This window comes from Paenibacillus sp. J31P190 (assembly GCF_059692075.1).
In genome coordinates, this window is the sequence record NZ_JCAUAS010000013.1 from 92393 (window position 1) to 112822 (window position 20430).

Here is a 20430-nt window from a genome sequence, read left to right on the forward strand (position 1 = left end):
CTATTCCGATTTTCTCTAAAGAAAACCGAATTATGGCCTTTCTTTTTGCATAATCAACTTTAGCGATTCCCATAATGATAATTGTTTTGAGGGGGATACTGGTATTGAGGCGCTGCATGGGGATGACTTGGCGTGTTTGAATACGAGGGAGTGGCCTGCCGCTTATGCATTTCTGACACACATTCGTCCGTAGGTCCAATTATAATGGTTTGATTATCTAGAGGTTTAAGAGTTTTCCTCAATAGTTCTGGATCTAAACAATACGTATGGGCAAGGACTTCTATTGGTGTTTTTGTTAGAATATCAGACCCGAATATATACTCTGGATACGGAGCATCAAAGATGGCGAGTAAATGGGTGCTATCTTCTAGAGCCACTTCCCAATGCCACCAGCCCTGCGGAATATTCGCCACTTGTCCTGGGACTATCGTCACATTTGTGATGACATTATTAAAAGGATTAATTAAGGAAACCCTAGCGGTTCCCGTAATACAATAAACAAGCTCTGATGCATTTTGATGATAATGCGGTTCAACAACACGTCCTTTACTTAAATAAATATCAAGCAAAGAAACGTTACCCAGCGTGTTTAAATTCTCTCGTCCCAATCGATTAATAAAATTTTCGGCATTCCTTGTTTTTAATCGGTTTTTATTGATATCAAAAAAGTATTGAACATCTGGTTGCGTATATGCTATTTCAGGTGTCGTCAATTCGGAACAACTCCATTTCGCTTGTAATTCATATATCTGCATGATATGCAATGGAAGTTAATTCGTGACAAATGCCTAGTTTTGGCTGAAGTAAGATTTCTTAAATAAACAGCATACGCCAAAAGCATGCTGCGCCCAAGAAGCGAAATGCTAATGGCTTGCTTATACGTGTAAAGTTGTATTTATACAAAATTATGCAATCTAACCCCCATTTTTCACGCGATTGTTGCATAAAATGCAACAATTTTAGCCTAAATCTTTGATCGGCCCCGCAATTATGAAATCAAACATACAAAAGCATTTTTTGATATGACGCAGGAATTGCTCTCTTATATTCGGGAAGAAAGCTTTAAGGTATTATGATGCTGTAGTAACTGGCAGCCCATTATCGATGCAAAATAGCTGATGATCATAATGCCTGTCTGCCAAGGATCTGTAAAAAAAGAACCTCAAGCTCCTTTTTGAGGAGTTGGGGTTCTTTTCGCATTGATAGGTGGAGCATGTTCCTATTCCCACCTGTCCAAAGGGAACGAGGAGGCGTTATTTCCTGAGATTTGCTCAAATATCGATTCATGTGGAACGAGGGGACGTTATTTGATCCATTTTTGCACCTGCAGCGTGTTTTTTAAAGAAATAAGGTAGCCTCGTTCCGCGAGATGCCTGTTTAGCTCCCATTTGCTCAAAATAGTGAATCTTCGTTCCTTTTCATGGTAAATGGGGCTCGACAACCGCTATATCTCGCCACAACGAGCACTCAGGATTCGCGTGTATTAGGAAAAGTTCTATAAGGGATTCCCTCTTCTTCTTTGCTTTGATTCGCAGCAGAAGCTTTTTTCGAAGACCACAAGGCTTCGATTTCCTCCAGCGATTTCCCCTTTGTCTCGGGCACAAGACGCCATGTGAAAAAGAAAGTAAGCAAGGACATGAAACCGAATATCCAGAATGTCACCGCTGGCCCTGCAGAGCCAAGCATCGGAGGAAAAGTCTGCGATACGATATAATCCGCTGCCCATAGCGCCATAGAAGCTATCGCCGTAGCTTTTCCACGAATACGGTTCGGGAAAATTTCGGACATAATCACCCACACGACAGGACCAAGCGATACAGCAAAGGAAGCTACATACAGTAAAATAAAGATTAACACCAATGGCCCTGAAGGTTGTCCCGTGTGAAAGGCCGCGCCTATAACGACTAAGCACAGTGTCATTGAGGCAGATCCAACAAGTAAAAGAGCCTTACGTCCTACTTTATCGATGAGCCATATTGCAAGAATGGTAAAGAGGAAATTAATCAAACCGACCAGAATGGTCTGAATCAGCGAAGCATTCGTGCCAGCACCCGTTTCCTTAAAAATTTCCGGGGCATAGTACATAATCGCATTGATTCCCGTAACTTGCTGGAGAATGGCAAGTCCCACACCTACAATTAAAGCAAGCCGCAAAGCGGGGCTGAACAGTTGGCGGATCGATCCGCTTTCCTGACTGAACGATTCCTTGATATCCAGTACTTCCTGTCTGGCCAATTCGTCGCCGTGAATCTTAAGTAAAATCGGAAGAGACTCTGCTGCTCTCCCCTGTTTAATTAACCATCTCGGACTTTCAGGTACAAAGAAAAGCAGTACTAAGAACAGCAAGCCTGGAAGAACCCCGAAGCCAAACATCCATCGCCAAGCTGTCGAAATATCCCATGCGTCGTCGCCATACCCCGCAATGCCCATATTAATGAAATATACGAGGAAGATACCCGTCACCGTTGCGAACTGATTAAGGGCTACAAGACGGCCGCGATACTTGGCAGGCGCTATTTCCGCGTTATAAAGAGGACATAGCGTTGAGGTAATACCAATCCCCAGTCCGCCAATAATCCGGGCAATAATATAACCGGTGAACGTATCTGGAATGGCGGAACCGATGGATCCGATAATGAATAGGATCGCAGCCATAATCAGCACTTTTTTCCGACCGAACCTGTCCCCCAGCATACCGGATCCAGCTGCTCCAACGATACACCCGATGATTAAGCTAGAGACCGCCCACCCCACTTGCACCTCGCTGAGGTCGAAACGTTCTTTCATAAAACCGACTGCACCCGATACAACAGCTGTATCAAATCCAAATAATAAACCGCCCAAAGCGGCAACCATCGAAACTAGCGTGACAAACTTCATGCTTACTTGTTGGTCTTGATTGTTTATATGTGAGCTCATAAGCGATTATCCCTTCTGACTTATCCGCACCTGCGTGCGAGTCTTTTATCGTGAAAAAATAGTCAATCCGTATAATGCGAGACTCATTATACCATGCGTTTTGTTCAAGCTAGGGGCCTATTCCCTTCACTTATTTGCTGTTTACAAGCATAATATTGATGCCTGCAATTCTCCGCCTCATATAGGGCGGCAGACTAGCATATTTTTGTTGTGTAAAAGCAAAAAAGTCCATGCATCTCTGCATGAACCTTTATCTTTGTTAAAGTTGGTTGCGGTATTCGGTAGGCGTTACCCCTGTGACCTTTTTAAATACTCGGCTGAAATAATTTGGATCTTTATAACCAACCATATAGCAGACTTCCTTTAAACTGAATTGCCCTTCGTTTATGAATTCTTTGGCCTTTTCGATCCGCAGTCTTGTCACATAATCTATGAAGGTTTCTCCCGTTTGCTGCTTGAATACTTTACTGAAATAATACGGGTTCAAATGGGCATGCTCCGCAACATCTTCGAGGGAAAGCTCCTCGCGGAATTTATCTTGAATGAACGTGATGGCGTTGTCTAGGACACTCCATGTTCGCTGCTCACGTTCCTCACGAATTCGTTTGATGGCCAATTCCACATAAGTACGTTCGGTAGTGTTTTCTGCAATCAACTTATCAGCCGTTTCCCGCTCACCTTCCTGGGAGAGCATTTTCAGATCCTCAAATGAGCAAAGGTTGCCCCACTTTTTAGGATACGTAGATGCGAAGACTGCTTCAAAATACGATCTCCTTATTCCCTCAACATCCACTTGGACGGACCCAATGCCTACATTAGCGTCGATACTGCGCTGTTGGTGGAGTGTCTCCACCAGCTTAGCACCTAGGGAATGAGCCTCATCGCGCAATTCTTCACCCTTGATGTCTGCCTTCTCGAGTAGAAAAATGACCATGTGCCAATGGACCATGGAACTGACCACACAACCGACCCTATTCTTGATAAATCCTTTGGCGAAGCTTTTTACCGTTTCGTAAACCTTTTTCTTTTCGAGGCTTAATTCCTGCTCGGATGTATGCCCGAATTCCGGCAAAGCGAGCACAAGCGCACATCCTTTATCTATGGAAAGCTCGAGGATATCAGCCAGATATCCCACCTCGGTTTCATTCACTTGGTCTGACATAAAGACCAGAGCCATTTCCGTTTCCGCCAACGGGAGCAGATGGAAGTACTTATCACGCATTGCGAACTCCTCGTCGCGCTTTCTTTGGTCCTGGTCAATTTCAGCTACCAGCCGCTGGAGGAGTGCGACGATTTGATTGCGTTTAGCCGGCTTGATCAGGTACTCCTTCACCCCCAAGGAAAGGGCTTCTTTGGCGTATTCAAAATGTTCATAGGCTGTAACCAGAACCATCTTGATCTGCGGACTATGAGCCTTGATTTCCTTTAACGCTTCAAGTCCTTGAATGCCAGGCATCCGAATATCCATCAGCACGATATGCGGCCGAAATTCATCTGCCTTTTGAATAGCCACGCGGCCATTCTCTGCATGAATAATTTCAAAGGTATTCGGCATCATTCGGGTCACAATCCACTCTATGCCTTCTCTCTCTAAAGCTTCGTCATCTGCGATCAGTAGGCGATACATCTCCATCCTCCTTTCCTGAAGCAGGAATCCGAATGAGGACAGTCGTCCCTTGGCCCGGCTCACTGTGAATATCTACAAGATTCTTTTTTTCATAAAATAATTCAAGACGTCTAAACACATTGCGCGTCCCTAAGCCAGTGGATTGTCCCTTTTCTTGGCCAAGCAGCGGCTCGGATTCGAAGTGAAGCAGAGACTCACGGACCTCCTCGCTCATACCGATCCCATTATCTGATAGGGAGACCCTTACTTCACCAGGCCCGCACGCAATGCCCAGCTTAATCTCAGCCCCTTCTTCCATTCCCTCAATACCGTGGACGAAAACGTTCTCAAGTATCGGTTGAAGGGTTAGCATGGGAACGTACACGTCCAGTCCGCTCTCGTCAATTTCTGTTACAAACTGAATCCGGTCGCGAAAGCGTGCCTGTTGGATGGTAAAATACTCTTTGGCATGCTCGACCTCATCCCTGAGCGTCACCGGACGATCCAATCTTCGAAGATTATATCGAAGAAGATTCGACATGGATACCGTGAGATCGCTTGTTTTCTCAGCACCCTCGAGCAGCGCAAGCTTGGATATGACATTCAAGGAATTAAAGAGAAAGTGCGGGTTGATCTGATTTTGCAAAACCTCCAGCTCCAATTCTTTGACCAGCTTGTCCTTTTCCAAGCTTTCTTTCTCTTTCATAATCAGTTCTTTCAAATTGTCTTGCATGCGCCCAAAAGCTTTTGATAACATTCCAAACTCATTATGCTCGCTAATCTGCGGAGGGGGAGCTTGCAAATTCCCGTCTGAGATTAGTTGAGCCGTTAAGGCCAACTGCTTGATCGGTCGGGTAATACCTAGGGAAATCCAATAAGCAAACAAGACGCTTATCAGCGTATTTAAAATAAAAATAGCGACGCCCCAATGATTCATAACATCGGTTTGGATAAGAATTTGTCTGTAAAAAGGCTGGTAATAACTGAGTTCCAAATCAATAAGATGGTGTCCTTCTGTTTGGATGTACGCGGCTGTCTGCTCAGCCTCTTCGTAGAAAGCCGCATAAGCCAAAGAGCCTTGGCTGTTTAAAGCCTCTATGACACCCGCTTCTTGCCCTATAAAAGTATCGATCATATTGCGGTAACTGCGGACTGCTAGATCAGTAGTTGGAATAATCGTCCCTTGTGCAGACATGCTTTCCCGCAGTTGATTAAGCTCATCCCTCTGACTTATATAGGCCTTGCGGCTGTTCTCTGTTCGATCCATTAAGTAAACATTCAAAGCACGAAGATTCCCCTGCGTCTGTCCGGCAATTTGCTTGTACAATAATACCCGATCCAGCATCACATTATAGCTCATCTGCACCGTTTTTCCGCTTTCAAAGATGAAATAAGCAACCGCGTTATTCAATATAAAAAGCATCGGGATAACAATAAATAGCATTCTACGTATATTCATGGGCTGCCCACACTTAACTTCAATTGGTTTCTATCCAGAATATCCGTAGCGGTGAAGTGCTGGACCGGAATGGAATCCCCTTTGAAAATTTCTGCTAGCAAAGAAACGGATTTGAATCCAATCTCTTTGGGCTGCTGAACGATCGATGCTCGAATTGCTCCTTGGACGATGCCCATCTTGGTTTCCTCCAGGTCATCAAATCCGTACACGCTTATATCTGATCGATTCGTTGCCTTCAGTCCTTCCACGATACCAACAGCATCTAAGGAGCTAAATCCGACCATCGTCTGAATACTTGCGTATTGGTTTAACATCGCTTCTGTCTGCTTAGCGGCTTGAATCCTTGAAATATTTGATGAGCGGACAGAGACGATTTCAAATCCTGGTGTATTTCGAATAATTGAACGGAAACCCTCTAGTCGCAGCTGTTGATTATCCGCCAGTTCGCTGCCGATCATGACACCGATACGGCCTTTGCCGCCAGCAGCTTTCACCACAAGCTCCCCCATGCGTTTGCCCGCTTCCCAATTATCTGTTCCCACGTAGGCAAGGCGCCGGCTCGCCGGTTCATCCGCGTCTACTGTAAGCACTGGAATACCTTGATCTAAAGCCTTGCTGATCAGAAGATCGTAGCGCTGCTCCTTTATTCCTTGGACCAAAATAGCATCCGGCTTGGCAGCAATCGACTTCTCCAGTAGATTCATTTGTTCAGCAGGATTTATACGAATCGGCCCCATGTAATCAATCTTCATACCCAGCTGCGCCGCGGCTTCTTTGGCTCCCAGTTCCACCGTTCTCCAGAATGGATTGTCGATCTCTTGAGCTATAAGCACAACGTGCTTGATAGGTTTATCATCTACCTTGCTTTGTTCCATTTGCCCAACCAGATGATCGATCTTAAGTGTAGAAGATAAAAACTGGAATAAAAAATAACAGAAAACAACAATTATGACTATCAGCCCCACCGTCCACTTTTTCTTTGACATGGAGCACCCCCGAGGTTTAGTAAAAAATATAGATTTATTATACAGAGCCTGCAGATAAAACGGAAATCACGTTTAGTATTCGATGATGAATAAATTTCCTATACATGGCAAAAGGTACTACTGACAATTTAAGGAAGGATGATTTGGAGATAATGGACAAAGAAAATGAAGAAATGACTTTAACGAATCGACAAGGTCATCCGATTTCAGATAATCAAAACATACGAACTATTGGAAATAGAGGGCCTTCAACGCTCGAAAACTACCACTATATCGAGAAAATATCCCATTTTGACCGGGAGCGAATTCCTGAACGTGTTGTTCATGCACGAGGTGCCGGTGCTCATGGATATTTTGAGGCCTATGGCAAAGTGGGGAATGATCCTATTTCCACCTATACACGGGCCAAGCTTTTTCAAGAGGCTGGTAAACAGACCCCTGTATTTGTCCGATTTTCTACGGTCGTTCACGGCAATTACTCTCCGGAAACCTTTCGTGATCCACGTGGATTCGCCACAAAGTTTTATACCGAGGACGGCAACTGGGACTTAGTCGGCAACAATTTGAAGATATTCTTTATTCGTGATCCGTTGAAGTTCCCGGACATGGTTCATGCCTTCAAACCGGACCCCGTTACCAACCTGCAAAACCCGGAGAAAATGTTCGATTTTGTATCGAACTCACCTGAGGCCACTCACATGATCACATTCCTGTTCTCTCCGTGGGGGATTCCAGCCAACTATAGACAAATGCAAGGGTCTGGTGTGAATACCTACAAGTGGGTCAACCAAGAAGGACAAGCCGTTTTAGTCAAGTATCATTGGGAACCGCTGAAGCAAGGGATGAAGAACCTGACTCAGAAGGAAGCAGAAGGCATACAGGGTAAAAACGTAAGTCATGCCACGCAGGATTTGTATGAAGCTATCGAGCGCGGTGAGTACCCGGAGTGGGAGCTCTGCGTTCAAATCTTGAGTGATGACGAGCACCCTGAGCTCGACTTCGACCCGCTGGATCCGACTAAACTTTGGGATCATGAACAATTTCCTTTTTTACCCGTGGGCAAAATGGTGCTGAATAAAAACCCCGAAAATTACTTTGCCGAAGTCGAGCAGGCAGCTTTCGGTACGGGAGTTCTGGTCGATGGTCTTGATTTTTCTGATGACAAGCTGCTGCAGGGCCGAACCTTCTCCTACTCCGATACCCAGCGATACCGCGTGGGAACGAACTACCTTCAGCTGCCGATTAATGCCCCCAAAACACGTGTAGCTACGAACCAACGAGATGGGCAAATGGCCATCATGGTGGATCGGGCCCCTGGGCAAAATCCGCATGTGAATTACGAGCCCTCCTCACTTGGCGGGTTAAAAGAAGCGGTTCCTTCCGGCAAAGAACATCAACCTATGTATAATGACAAATTAGTCCGTGAAAAAATCAGCCGAACCAACGACTTTGGGCAAGCAGGAGACACCTATCGTAAATTTGAAGATTGGGAACGCGATGAATTGATTGCGAATTTGGTAGATGCGCTGAAGATATGCAAGCCGATTATCCGGAATAAAATGATTGAACATTTCACAAAGGCCGATTCGGATTACGGTCGACGTGTTTCTGAAGGTCTTGCTCAAGCTAACTCCGATTCGGCACACCTCGGTTCCGCTTCTGAAAGAAATGGCGCTGAAATTGCCGAAAACTCAGGAAAGCGAACAGACGGATATTAAAAATTGAAGACGAAACGCCTGTTTACAGAAATGACCGGTAAGGCCCACAGCCTTCCGGTCTTTTTTCGTTTTCCTCGCTGCCCCAGTTGAATGTTTTTTGCTGCACTCGTGGTATTAGACCATACAGCCGTACCCCGGGATGAATAGTCTAGCTAATATCTACTCCTTTCCCCCATCTTATATAAAGCGAGGTTGCGTATGGCAAATCCCTATACGAAACACCGAATTCGCAAAATTACTCGCCGCTTCGGCCTTCGAGCGTTGAGATCAGGCACGGTTGCATCCTTTTACCGAGAAAACGCGATTATTCAAGTACAAACGAAAATGGGCACCTATGCCTTGAAGCCTTTTTTTCGAAATACACTCCTCCGTACTAGTACCGTACACCAAATGAAAACAACAGCAACGTATCTAGAGCTCTTGATGAATAGTGGATTCACTTACATGCCCAAATGGCTCACTACCCGTTCTGGGAAGTTATGGACTTTACACCGCGAACGCCCCTTCTATATGACTGAATGGATAAAAGGGAGGAATTTGGAAAAGAACGAAGATTTTGAAGAGCTTGGCCGGGCCCTTGCCATCCTACATACTACATCCAGTGGTATCCTTGACACTAAAGGGCCCTTCACGCATAAACAAATCGGATTATGGAAAATCCAAGATCGCCTCTTTCGTAGACGGATGAATGAAGCTATTCAAAACCATGAACGGAACCGCAAATGGTACAAAATATACGGAAAGTACTGTAAGCGCCTTACCGATCGGGCATGGGCTAACTTAAACAGCCCCGAGATCGTTAATCTTTTGGAGAAGGAAGCGAACCGTCCCGCATTGATACACAACGATATTACTTCCCCTAATGTCATTATTTCTGAAACCGGCCAACTATTCATCATCGATTGGGACCGTGTTAAAGTGGGTTCCATCTATGTAGATCTAGCGAAAGCCCTCATGAACACTACACAATTCAATCCCGATTTCATACTAGCGTTGTTAAAAGGGTATGAAGAACGGCGGCCATTAGACGAGACCGAGCGCAAATTAATTTCGTCCTTATATGGATTGCCTCGAGAAGCTTGGCATGCTACTCAGTTCCCTCATGAATCAAGAAGCCGTGAAATGCTCGATATTTTGAAAAAAACCTGGGATCCCCGATTAAAAGCAATGGATTTAATAGATGAATGGGCAAAATCAATCCCTAAAGAGATTGAGCATGAAGATGTCCATGAAGTCGTCAATGAAATCACAGATTGAACAATCTTCGTCGAAATTGCCTTTAATACGGTACGGAGATGACTAAAAGGCACCCTACAGGATGCCTTTTAGTTGATTCTTATGTCCGCCATACCTTAGTTAGCGATTTTGCTCCATACAGGGTACTCTTCCAAGTACCCATATTCGTACAATTCCTTAAGAGCCTTGCGTATGCTATGTTCATCCTCGCCCGATTCACTGGATAGTTCCACTAAATCGTCTAGGTTGATGTTCGGGTTCTCTTTGCAAAACGTAAGCAAGCCCTTAGCAGCCCAGGAAAGCCGATCGTCTTGGAAATCTCCCACCATACGGCGGAATATTTTGTGGGAGACAATTCTTAGCTCCACGAGTTGTTGCAATGCCTTTGTCGCCTGCTTGAGACTCATGCGACCGAGCTTAGCAATATCAGATAATCCTGGAATGTTCGATTCCGAAGAAAAACATTTCAAGACGATAAAGGTCATTTGTGCATAAATATCCATGCCGGGATGGTGAAAAACTTCATCTGAAAGATTAAAATGACGCGCTGCGTCCTTAGCTTGTCCGTTGTCCATCCGATGTCCTCCTTTTCATTATCATGGAGTTCACCTACTCATTTTCCCTCATCCGAGGGTTGTACCAGCTTACCCGAGTTGTGCCGAGACTGCTTGAATATTTGTGCCAAGCTGAATTTTTTCTGATCATTGGCACCCGGGATCTCCTTCTTCGACTGGTTGAAATCATCATTCGCTTCATGAGCAGGTTCAATAGGCTCTGCCGACTCCATGCCACTATAGCTGTCTGCGAGAGAAACGGTCTCATCCAAGTCCGAGACCATTTCTTTCCCGGGAAATAATTCCGTAATCGTTCTTCTGCCCGATTGCTCTTCTCGAACATATCTTGTCAAAATATCCATGATCCCTTGACTGAATATGCCTTCCATTTTCAGTTGGTTTAAATAATCGATAACCTCCGGCGGAGTATCAGACGGAATATAGAGTGTAACATCCTTACCGGAGCGAACGTAAACGGTGGATCTACGCTTTTTCAATCCGAACCGCTCCCGCGCTCCGACAATCCTTCAGAATCAGCACTGGCTGCCGCGGCGGATTCGTCCGCGTGTTGCAGCGCGTGGTCAAGCATAAGAAAGGTGCCTCGCACATTTCGGAATTGGCTGTGTTCCACGGTATCAAACTTAATGGGCAAGCCCAGCTCAGCGTTTAGCTTCTCAATCCAAGGTTGCAAGACGACCGCTCCACCGCCGATAAACCAAAACTCATTGGCATAGCGAACATGCTTCCAGGAGTTGCGGGCGTATTTCAGCACTTTCTCCGCTAAAATGCGCATATGCCGGTTAATCAGGCTTGTCATGTCAAAAACAACCTTACCCTCCGCATATATCTCATACTCTTTGTTGACCAGCATGAGGGTCAATTCCGCCGTGCTTGCGATCAATTCCTCGCCTTGCGAATTAACCTCGTTGCGAATGCTCTCTAATGCATCATTGAGGTAGATCTTAGCGCCAGTAGAGTGCCGCTGATCCAGATCAAGGCCGGGTTTGAAGAACGCGATATCCATGTCAACACCACCTACATCCGCAATGCCGAAGCCTTTGTGGGATAGATGCGATTTGGAAGTGGCCTCTAGGTCGTAAACACCGGATACATCGTCTATGCTGATATCAGTAGGAAGCGAAAATTCCATTTCCACCGTTATCCCTTTAAATACGGGGGTTGTCCCGAATGTAACGGAATGTACGCCTCCTGTAATCTTATGAGCAAATTCCTCACGGAATTTCGTTATTTCACGAATCGGCAGACCTGTACCCAAGTTGACAGCGGCTTTAATCCGCTTTTTCCCCCGCCTGATGGCATCCTCATGTTTCTTGGCAATGGCATACGCCGCAGCCGTAAGGAGCGTCACCATCGTTTCGGGTCTTTGGGCCTTCTTTTGCACCGCTTTATCCCCGACAATTTCGTGAATAATCCCTTCGTCACCGATCGCTAAGTTACCCACGTAAACATGTCGGTACTGATCGCTCTCAATCGAAGGCGATGTAATCTGTACGTCAAGGAAATCCAAGGGATCACCTTGTTCCATCAAAAGAAATCGTTCACCAAACGGTTGTGCCAGCACATTAGGGAAAATAAAGTTACAGTCCAAATGGTCGTAAATCACTTTAACGTGACTGCTGCCATTATCGATAGACAGCGTGATGGTAGTGGTTAAGACTTCGTTCTTTGTCAAGTCTATTCCCCTCTCCGGTGGCCTTATTTGAGTTTATATAAAGATTCGCGTAACTAGGGCCAATTGGGAGGGTATTTGGAGTAATTGGTATTTTTAGCAGCTAATTGGAATGAACTTTAAAGTTTAAAGTTTAAGATTTAAACTTTACGATTTAAGCTTTAAACTTCACGATTCAAACGTTAAGATTTAAGCTTTAAAGTTTAAACTTTATTTGGTTTTTGGAGAGGTTAATGCAACGCAATTTACACTATGATTATGTTAAGACATTCGCATGCTTGTCCGTGGAATGTTGTATTTTGTACAATTTTACACAAGCAAATAACACCTTTTCCATGCGAATGCTGCAAAAAAGAGACTGTCGATTGATTCATTATGCCTCTCACAACTGGGTTTCAAAACGCCAAAATTCGATTTTAGAATCATTCTGCTTTCGTGAAGGCAAATAGACTATAACGGTTATCAATGTTGTATTATCTACAACAATTCAAACGCACAAAGGCTATTTGGCTGCTTGAAGTTGTAGTTTGTACAACAATTTTGAACCCATTTGTTGCGAAATGGCCTGTATAGGACCAAATTGTTGTACATGATGCAACAACGAAGGGAGAAAGGCGAGATTTAGGCAGCAATTGTTGTACTTTTTACAACATCATTCAACCGGTAATAGGGATTCATTTATCTAGCAATCTCAATTGAGCATAGATGAAGATTGTCCCGATTTATGACACCTCCATGTAAAACAAGATTGGATCAATGAATCGACAATCTCCAACATACAACATCCTTAACTTCTCAGGAAGAAATCAAGGAAATTGTTGCACGCTGTACAACTTGCCTTGCTAATTCCCCATTTATCCCAAAAACCAGAAAAAAAAACACCAGGAAAACAAAGTCCTTACCAAATGGTTATACATGTATCAACAATCTCACTCAGCTCGGCAAAATCCAGAGTTAACAATGCTAGAAGGCTGCCTAACGGCTGCCTATTCATCGGAAAATAGGTTAGTTAAGTTTTTTATAGACGGTTTTCCCTCCTTGAAGAGGACTGCAAATTCATTTGCTCTCTAAACCGTTGTCACGTCAGCATGCAGCCTGTCTACGATTTGCTTCATGATCATATAGGCCCAATAGGAGAGAAGCCTTTCTTGTAAAAGGCTGCCTGCAGCACAAAAACCCCTGTTCCCTTTGTCAAGGAAGCAGGGGTTTCCCGATCCTACCCGATAAAAAACTTAGAGGCACAGCACACGCCGTTCCTCATCCGAGAACATCCTCGAGCGAGTCAGAAAACGTCGCCCTTCCGGCCCCTCAAGCGAAAACATCCCGCCTCTGCCAGGCACCACATCGATGATGAGCATCGTATTCTTCCAATAATCGTATTGCGGCTTGCTCATATAGAAAGGTGCGCCGCCTATATCCCCTAGCCATACGTCGCTGTCACCGATAAGGAGCTCCCCTTGCGCGTAGCACATCGGAGAGCTGCCATCGCAGCAGCCGCCGGATTGATGGAACATAACAGGTCCATGCTTGGCCTTTAAGATTTCGATTAGCTCTAGAGCGGCATCGGTAGCAACAACCTTGCTCACTTCTATCGTCATCGTACGGCTCTCTTAGAAGAAGCCCAGTGCGTCGGGGCTGTAGCTGACGAGTAGATTTTTGGTTTGCTGGTAATGGGAGAGCATCATTTTGTGATTCTCGCGGCCAATGCCCGAGCTCTTATATCCGCCGAAGGCCGCATGGGCAGGATACGCATGGTAGCAATTCGTCCATACGCGGCCGGCTTGAATGCTACGCCCCATCCGGTAGGCCGTGTTCATGTCGCGCGTCCATACGCCGGAGCCAAGTCCATAGAGCGTGTCATTCGCGATCGCCAGAGCCTCTTCCTGATCCTTGAACGTCGTAACGGAAAGAACCGGTCCGAAAATCTCCTCTTGGAAGATTCTCATTTTGTTATGCCCCTTCAAAACGGTCGGCTGAATGTAGTAGCCTTCGGAAATATCTCCATCCACCTTTGCCCTACCTCCGCCGATCAGGCATTCAGCACCTTCCTCTGCACCGATATTAATATAACTCATAATTTTCTCAACCTGCTCGGTTGAGGCTTGTGCGCCAATCATCGTATCCGTATCTAGAGGATTGCCTTGCTTGATGGCAGCGACTCGCTTCAAGGCTCTTTCCATAAATTGATCATAAATCGATTCCTGAATTAATGCGCGTGACGGGCTGGTGCAGACTTCTCCCTGATTCAGGGCGAACATCGCAAAGCCTTCGAGCGCTTTATTGAAGAAAGCGTCATCACGTACGACCACATCCTCAAAGAAAATGTTCGGCGACTTGCCACCCAGCTCCAAGGTGACCGGTATCAGGTTTTGCGAAGCATACTGCATAATTAAGCGGCCTGTCGTTGTCTCGCCAGTAAAGGCGATTTTCGCGATGCGACTGCTCGAGGCAAGCGGTTTGCCGGCTTCAAGTCCGAAGCCGTTGACGATATTAAGTACGCCAGGCGGCAGCAAATCATGGATGAGCTCGATCAGCACCAGTATGGATGCCGGCGTTTGCTCAGCTGGCTTCAGGACGACCGCATTTCCAGCCGCAAGTGCCGGAGCAAGCTTCCACGTCGCCATAAGCAGTGGAAAGTTCCACGGTATAATCTGACCCACGACGCCAAGGGGTTCATTAAAATGGTAAGCCACCATATTATCATCCAATTGGCTGAGCGAGCCCTCCTGAGCGCGAATGCATCCTGCAAAATAGCGAAAATGATCGATCGCCAGCGGCAGATCAGCCGCAAGCGTTTCCCGAACTGGCTTTCCGTTATCCCAGGTCTCGGCAACCGCGAGCATTTCCAAATTCGCTTCCATGCGATCAGCTATTTTATTTAAAATGACGGCACGCTCCGCAACGGACGTGCGCCCCCATGCGTCCTTTGCAGCATGCGCAGCATCTAACGCCAGCTCGATATCCTCTGAAGATGAGCGTGGAACCTCGCAGAAAACACGGTTATTTACAGGAGATGGATTGTCAAAGTATTGGCCCTTAATAGGCGCAGTCCACTGTCCTCCGATAAAATTTTCGTACCGTTTTTTAAATGTAACCTTTGATCCGTTTTGTCCAGGTTGTGCATAAATCATTTAGCTCAGCCTCCTTAAAATGGAATACGTTAAATAAATAAGCAAGGATCGTGCCAACCTATTGGAATGCCGTCCAATAAGGCAATATGGCGAACGCTTACTCGTTTTTGTTCCGCTCTGAAACAACGGAAGTGTTCCATTTTGGGACATTCTTTCTTTCAGCACTCCATTAATAAAAGCAACTATGATATGATCGGGTTAGGAAACCGATTGCAATGGAGGTGTTTTATTTTTGCTATCCGTGGAAAATAACTTTTTATCAGAAGCAGCGGCGTCATCTTGGAAGCGCTGTCACGAATTTGGTTTAATGCCCACCGACCCCATTGACGATACCATCTTAACCGGAAGCCACATGCAATCTCTATTAAGGCAAAATGAGCAAACCATTCATTACACGGAACAAATATTCGAACAAATGCACACAGGCATCAAGCAATCCGGCCAGATGGCGCTGCTAATCGATTCGGAGGGAACCATTATTCACACGGTCGGAGACATCGATTTCTCCCGCCGGGCATTAGCGGTTCAGCTGCAAGTAGGAGCAAATTGGGCCGAGAGAAGAAAAGGAACCAATGCCATTGGTGTCGCCCTCGCAGAGAAAAAACCCGTCCGTGTGCATGCCGAAGAGCATTATTTCAACTCCAATCATTTCTTGACTTGCGCCTCGGCCCCCGTCTTCAATTCCATCGGCGAACTGATCGGTATCATCAATATTAGCGGCAAACAAGAGAATTACCACGCCTATACGTTTACACTTGCCTGTATGGCAGCCCTTTCTTTGCAGAACAAAATTCTGCTGGAAGAATCGAAGAAGGAGCACCTCATTACCCTCAGAGAACTCGAGCATTCCTCACTTAATCATCCTTTGCCGCTGCTCTCTCTTAGCCGGGATAACCGCATCCTTCGTGCTAATCATGCCGCCATCCGCATTGTTGGAAGTGACGCAATCGGCAAAGTGTTTACGAAGTTGGAAGGCTTTTCGGTCGAAACCATTCATAATGAGCATCAGAAGCTGTGGCAGTCCGTCTCCATTCAAAAGCAGACGGCAAACGAGCAGCATTTGTATGCGTTTAGAGATATTATCGGCACGTGTCCGACCCTCATACAGAAGAAAGAACTGGCCAAGAAGGCGGCAGCGACTGATTTTCCAGTCTTATTACTGGGTGAAAGCGGCGTCGGAAAGGAATTGTTCGCGCAATCCATTCATACCGCTAGCCCCCGGTCGGCAGAGCCGTTCATTGCACTGAATTGCAGCGCCATCCCGGACAGCCTGATCGAGAGTGAATTGTTCGGTTACGCTCGCGGCGCCTTCACGGGAGCGAACAAAGACGGCAATGCCGGGAAATTCGAGGCCGCGCATAAGGGTACTATTTTTCTCGATGAGATAGGCGACATGCCTCTACGTGCGCAGGCTGCTTTATTAAGAGTACTCCAGGAAGGCACGATTACTCCGGTAGGCAGCGCGAAGAGCAAAGCAATTAACATTAGAGTCATTGCAGCAACGAATAAGGACTTAGCCACGGAGATAAAGGCAGGCCGATTTCGTGCCGATCTGTATTACAGGTTGAAGGGGATACATATTACGCTGCCGTCCTTACGGGAAAGAAGCGATATTTTGACAGTAGCCGGGCATTTACTCCAAAAGCATGCTTCGCCCTGTCCATTCCTAACGGAAGCCGCGCAGCAGAAGCTGTCAACCTACAGCTGGCCGGGCAATATAAGAGAGCTTAGCGGCATTCTTATGCAGGCGGTCTTCCTAGCTGGAGGACAGGCAATTGACGCTGAGCATCTTTCGTTCGAAGAATCCGATGAGGCTGTGCAAGCAGAATCAGGCAAAGATCACCCACTTACCTTGAAGGATGCAGAAATCACGGCGATCAAAAAGGCGCTGAAGGCCTCGGAATGGAACCTTAGCAAGGCCGCCGGACAATTGAAAATCGGAAGAACGACGCTATATCGCAAGATTGAGGAGTACGGCATAACGTTATTTTAACGAAATATTAGTTAGACCTACCGCCCTATCTCTTGGAGATTGGGTGTTTTTTTCATCGGTCTATCGATGGTATGATGGTGCTATATGGAAAGCATTACCTAGGAAAGGAGTATGGATTATGTCAAAAGCTGATCATATGCTTTCTATCCTGTGGTTGCTCAAATCTCAGAAGCGAATAACAGCTAAGCAGCTTGCCGAGAAGCTGGAGATTAACATCCGAACCGTCTATCGATACATCGATGCTTTATGTGCCAGCGGAGTCCCGATTATTGCTGATTCCGGGCATCATGGCGGTTATAGCTTGCTCGGTCAGTTCAATGAAGCACCGCTCGTATTTGATCTCGATGAACAAAAAGCATTAATTCATGCGGCTGCTTTTGCCCAGGAGGCGGGGTATCCGTTTGGTGAGAAATTAAGTCAGGCCGTCGCCAAGCTGAAAATGTATACCAATGAAGAACAACGCCATCAAATCCATCTACATGAGCAAGGTCTTGACGTCATTCTTCCCCAAGCTGATGCTTCGCAAGTATCCCTGCTTCAAGAAGTGGAAATGGCGGTGGCTCAGAGCGTAACAATATTGATGGATTATCAAAAAGGCTACGGATCTGTAACAGAAGCTCGTCATTTGGATCCTTACGGGCTTGTTTGCTGGAAAAGCAAATGGTATGTGGTAGGTCATTGTCATCTTCGCAAAGAAATTCGAAGCTTTCGTATCGATCGTATTCGAAAGTTGGCTACGACGGATAAGACGTTTGAACGGCCTGCTGATTTCTCGGCGCGCCAATTTATCCTTTCCAGTGTGCTGCCTGATTCGGATAAGCCGGATGAGCTCATATCTGTCAAAATTACAGGAAGAGAGCAAGCACTAGATGACTTATGTGGTCATTGGTTTCTGGCTCATGCGTTGGTAGAACGTTCGCAGCTTGAAGCTCATTTTAAACTGGAAGAGCGATACATCTTGTTTAATCTCCCCTACTTTCTTCTGACTTATGGGGGGACCCTTCGCATTAAAGAGCCGCAGCTGCTCCAAAACCAAATGATTGAGGTAACGAAAAATTTACACAATTATTATGCGGCTGCGCAGCTTGACTGACCATTTCTGTCAGTGAAGATGGGCTACAATGGGTCTTAGGTGAAACCTAAGGAGGAACGATCATGAATTTATTACAAGTTCGTATTTTGGTAGATGATTTTCACAAAAGCGCAGCTTTTTATAGGGATCTATTAGAATTGAAAGCGGACTGGTATGAAGAGTCGATGGAGTACGCGTTGTTTAACACGGGCGCAGCTCGTATCGAGCTGCTGTCCCGCAAAGCCATGGGTGAAGCATTGGGTGAAGATTTGGGTAAAAATGGCAGCTATGCAACGAATTTTGTACTCAATATTGAAGTTGAAAATATAGATGATACCTACCAACGTTTATCCAATAAAGGCATCGAATTCGTCAAAGAACCATTTCATCATCCGACATGGAATGGACGACTTGCCCATTTTCGGGATGCAGACGGCACATTAATAGAACTCTATCAAGCAACTAAGAAGGAGGATTGATCCGATGTCTACTCAAATTCTCAAAAATTACGAGTATCATGTATGGGCTAATAAGCGGGTTTTCACTCGTTTAGAGGAACTGCCGGAGGAAATTTTGCTGCAGGAGTTGAGCGATGTATTTCCAACCATACATGCCGGCCTTGTGCACATCTACAGAGTGGATACTGTCTGGTTATCCGGCATGAAGGGAAACAGCTATGAGCAAATCAGAGAGCTGATCGTTACGGTTGAAGAAAAGACCAAAGGGAAGAGCTTGAAACAATTAGAGGCCGCCTTCTTGGAGCTAGCCGAGGCTTACAGAATCTTTTTGAATAGCGATGTCGATTGGCAAGCTGTGAAAGACTTTCCGAATCCGAAATATGGCGTCCTGCATGCCAGCATTGAAGAGCTTATCCAGCACGTTGTTAATCACGGCACATACCACCGCGGCAACATCACATCTATGCTCCGTCAGCTCGGACATGCAGGAGTATCTAGTGATTATGTGTTTTACTTATATGATGTAAATAAATGAAATAAGATCCGCTATCGAAATAACTCTCTTTTTATAAAGTGGTATCATCAGCGATCGACGTTTCCATCAATTCCTTGATCTCTTTGAGGTCATTGCTCTTGCCTAATGCCCACATCAATTTCGGAACGATCGCTTCTTTATTCATATCCTTCGACGAAATAATCTGTTCTCTGCCTACTCTTCGCCCAACTTCATATAGTGTCAAATCGCCGCCTTCTTCCAGACATTGTGTTGTAATGACAACAGCGACTCCAGCTTCTATAAGCTCAATGATTTTCGGAAGAAGGTTGCGACCTTGGGTAGGAACCCCTCCTAAACCAAAGCCTTCAATAATCACACCTCTATAGTGTTGTTTCAAATAGTCAAAAAGTTCAGGCTTCGTACCAGGATGCAGCTTTAACAAAAAAACATCGGGACATAGCGCTATGTCCAGCTCTATCTCTTTAGTGTGCACAGGTATAGCAGACGAAGTGTACTTGATTTCATCGCCTTCAAAGTAAGCCACATACGGATGATTAATGCTTTCAAAGGCATCGTAACTGCGGGTTCTCACTTTCACAGCCCTTGTTCCGTTAATCACCTTGCCATCAAAAACTATAAATACACCACCAATGTCTTCACAAGCAAACTGGGCAGCGTTGCGCATGTTTTGGATGGCATCTGTGTGGTTGTTGTGGATAGGAACCTGCGAACCTGTAATAACAACCGGCTTACTCATATTTTGCAGCATATAGGAAAGCGCGGCTGATGTATAACTCATCGTATCCGTTCCATGCGTGATCACAAATCCATCATAATCCTCATAATTGTTGTACACGGCTTCCGCGATGCGGACCCAAAACTCAGGCTGCATATTCGTGCTGTCAATTTCCATCAGAACGTTACTGTCTACCTGATACAGGTTATTTTGTGCCGGCAAATAGCTGATCAGTTCATCGGCCGTCATCCCCGGGGTCAATCCATCCTCCCCAACCACAGAAGCGATCGTTCCACCCGTAGCTAACAAAAGTATCTTTTTCATAGAAACGCTCCTTTCGCATGATTTTCGGTTACATAAACAAACAACAAGTAGA

The 20430-nt window shown here is 45.6% G+C and carries 16 protein-coding genes and 1 pseudogene; 6 read left to right on the forward strand and 11 right to left on the reverse strand.

All coding sequences use genetic code 11. From position 1 onward, the window contains the following. Positions 1-59: 59 nt before the first annotated feature. From AC58U0_RS21845 to AC58U0_RS21865, 5 genes are all read right to left on the reverse strand, one after another. Entirely contained in the window at positions 60-713 is a 654-nt protein-coding gene (locus tag AC58U0_RS21845) for a cupin domain-containing protein (RefSeq protein ID WP_497381087.1), read from the reverse strand. A gap of 754 nt (positions 714-1467) precedes the next feature. After that, a complete protein-coding gene (locus AC58U0_RS21850; protein ID WP_497381088.1) occupies positions 1468-2919 on the reverse strand; it encodes a sugar porter family MFS transporter in 1452 nt (483 codons plus the stop codon). Positions 2920-3178: 259 nt separating this feature from the next. Beyond that, on the reverse strand, positions 3179-4546 hold the full coding sequence (locus AC58U0_RS21855; RefSeq protein ID WP_497381089.1) for a response regulator transcription factor: 1368 nt from the start codon (positions 4544-4546) through the stop codon (positions 3179-3181). After that, complete coding sequence (locus tag AC58U0_RS21860) at positions 4521-5984, reverse strand: sensor histidine kinase (protein WP_497381090.1); 1464 nt, start codon at positions 5982-5984, stop codon at positions 4521-4523. Before AC58U0_RS21860 ends, AC58U0_RS21855 begins: the two co-directional genes overlap by 26 nt. After that, positions 5981-6970: a substrate-binding domain-containing protein gene (locus AC58U0_RS21865; RefSeq protein WP_497381091.1), complete on the reverse strand. Its 990-nt coding sequence runs from the start codon at positions 6968-6970 to the stop codon at positions 5981-5983. Before AC58U0_RS21865 ends, AC58U0_RS21860 begins: the two co-directional genes overlap by 4 nt. Positions 6971-7128: 158 nt before the next feature. Between AC58U0_RS21865 and AC58U0_RS21870 the strand changes: the two are divergent. Both AC58U0_RS21870 and AC58U0_RS21875 read left to right on the forward strand, forming a co-directional pair. After that, a pseudogene (locus AC58U0_RS21870) lies at positions 7129-8688 on the forward strand (catalase); the annotation flags it as partial. 198 nt (positions 8689-8886) lie between these two features. Next, complete coding sequence (locus AC58U0_RS21875) at positions 8887-9945, forward strand: phosphotransferase (RefSeq protein ID WP_497381092.1); 1059 nt, start codon at positions 8887-8889, stop codon at positions 9943-9945. 95 nt (positions 9946-10040) lie between these two features. Here AC58U0_RS21875 and AC58U0_RS21880 read toward each other — a convergent pair whose 3' ends face one another. The 5 genes from AC58U0_RS21880 to adh form a co-directional block, all read right to left on the reverse strand. Continuing rightward, positions 10041-10499 (reverse strand): hypothetical protein, encoded by a 459-nt coding sequence (locus tag AC58U0_RS21880; protein ID WP_057303609.1) that lies wholly within the window; start codon positions 10497-10499, stop codon positions 10041-10043. 38 nt (positions 10500-10537) lie between these two features. Then, a complete protein-coding gene (locus AC58U0_RS21885) occupies positions 10538-10975 on the reverse strand; it encodes a hypothetical protein (protein ID WP_497381093.1) in 438 nt (145 codons plus the stop codon). Next, entirely contained in the window at positions 10972-12171 is a 1200-nt protein-coding gene (locus AC58U0_RS21890) for an Alp7A family actin-like protein (protein WP_497381094.1), read from the reverse strand. Before AC58U0_RS21890 ends, AC58U0_RS21885 begins: the two co-directional genes overlap by 4 nt. Positions 12172-13400: 1229 nt before the next feature. Next, a complete protein-coding gene (locus AC58U0_RS21895; protein ID WP_497381095.1) occupies positions 13401-13766 on the reverse strand; it encodes a DUF779 domain-containing protein in 366 nt (121 codons plus the stop codon). A gap of 12 nt (positions 13767-13778) precedes the next feature. After that, entirely contained in the window at positions 13779-15299 is a 1521-nt protein-coding gene (gene adh / locus AC58U0_RS21900) for an aldehyde dehydrogenase (RefSeq protein ID WP_497381096.1), read from the reverse strand. A gap of 241 nt (positions 15300-15540) precedes the next feature. Between adh and AC58U0_RS21905 the strand changes: the two genes are divergently transcribed. The 4 genes from AC58U0_RS21905 (at position 15541) to AC58U0_RS21920 (ending at position 19357) form a co-directional block, all read left to right on the forward strand. Beyond that, positions 15541-17292 (forward strand): sigma-54-dependent Fis family transcriptional regulator, encoded by a 1752-nt coding sequence (locus tag AC58U0_RS21905; protein WP_497381152.1) that lies wholly within the window; start codon positions 15541-15543, stop codon positions 17290-17292. A 118-nt stretch (positions 17293-17410) separates the two neighbouring features. Continuing rightward, positions 17411-18385: a helix-turn-helix transcriptional regulator gene (locus AC58U0_RS21910; protein ID WP_497381097.1), complete on the forward strand. Its 975-nt coding sequence runs from the start codon at positions 17411-17413 to the stop codon at positions 18383-18385. A 62-nt stretch (positions 18386-18447) separates the two neighbouring features. Beyond that, positions 18448-18843 carry a VOC family protein gene (locus tag AC58U0_RS21915; protein ID WP_497381098.1) on the forward strand — a complete coding sequence of 132 codons (396 nt, stop codon included), beginning with the start codon at positions 18448-18450 and terminating at the stop codon, positions 18841-18843. A gap of 4 nt (positions 18844-18847) precedes the next feature. Next, positions 18848-19357: a DinB family protein gene (locus tag AC58U0_RS21920; RefSeq protein WP_497381099.1), complete on the forward strand. Its 510-nt coding sequence runs from the start codon at positions 18848-18850 to the stop codon at positions 19355-19357. Positions 19358-19388: 31 nt separating this feature from the next. Here the strand turns inward: AC58U0_RS21920 and AC58U0_RS21925 are convergent, their stop codons facing one another. After that, the gene (locus AC58U0_RS21925) at positions 19389-20378 is read right to left on the reverse strand and encodes an asparaginase (RefSeq protein WP_497381100.1); all 990 of its coding nucleotides are present in this window, start codon (positions 20376-20378) and stop codon (positions 19389-19391) included. Positions 20379-20430: the final 52 nt, after the last annotated feature.

What these genes read in the sequence shown, in the direction of transcription:
- AC58U0_RS21895 (WP_497381095.1), bottom strand. Translation starts at nt 13,766, where the DNA reads ATGACGATAGAAGTGAGCAAGGTTGTTGCTACCGATGCCGCTCTAGAG.
- AC58U0_RS21860 (WP_497381090.1), bottom strand. Translation starts at nt 5,984, where the DNA reads ATGAATATACGTAGAATGCTATTTATTGTTATCCCGATGCTTTTTATA.
- AC58U0_RS21865 (WP_497381091.1), bottom strand. Translation starts at nt 6,970, where the DNA reads ATGTCAAAGAAAAAGTGGACGGTGGGGCTGATAGTCATAATTGTTGTT.
- AC58U0_RS21925 (WP_497381100.1), bottom strand. Translation starts at nt 20,378, where the DNA reads ATGAAAAAGATACTTTTGTTAGCTACGGGTGGAACGATCGCTTCTGTG.
- AC58U0_RS21880 (WP_057303609.1), bottom strand. Translation starts at nt 10,499, where the DNA reads ATGGACAACGGACAAGCTAAGGACGCAGCGCGTCATTTTAATCTTTCA.
- AC58U0_RS21875 (WP_497381092.1), top strand. Translation starts at nt 8,887, where the DNA reads ATGGCAAATCCCTATACGAAACACCGAATTCGCAAAATTACTCGCCGC.
- AC58U0_RS21850 (WP_497381088.1), bottom strand. Translation starts at nt 2,919, where the DNA reads ATGAGCTCACATATAAACAATCAAGACCAACAAGTAAGCATGAAGTTT.
- AC58U0_RS21920 (WP_497381099.1), top strand. Translation starts at nt 18,848, where the DNA reads ATGTCTACTCAAATTCTCAAAAATTACGAGTATCATGTATGGGCTAAT.
- AC58U0_RS21915 (WP_497381098.1), top strand. Translation starts at nt 18,448, where the DNA reads ATGAATTTATTACAAGTTCGTATTTTGGTAGATGATTTTCACAAAAGC.
- AC58U0_RS21855 (WP_497381089.1), bottom strand. Translation starts at nt 4,546, where the DNA reads ATGTATCGCCTACTGATCGCAGATGACGAAGCTTTAGAGAGAGAAGGC.
- AC58U0_RS21910 (WP_497381097.1), top strand. Translation starts at nt 17,411, where the DNA reads ATGTCAAAAGCTGATCATATGCTTTCTATCCTGTGGTTGCTCAAATCT.
- adh (WP_497381096.1), bottom strand. Translation starts at nt 15,299, where the DNA reads ATGATTTATGCACAACCTGGACAAAACGGATCAAAGGTTACATTTAAA.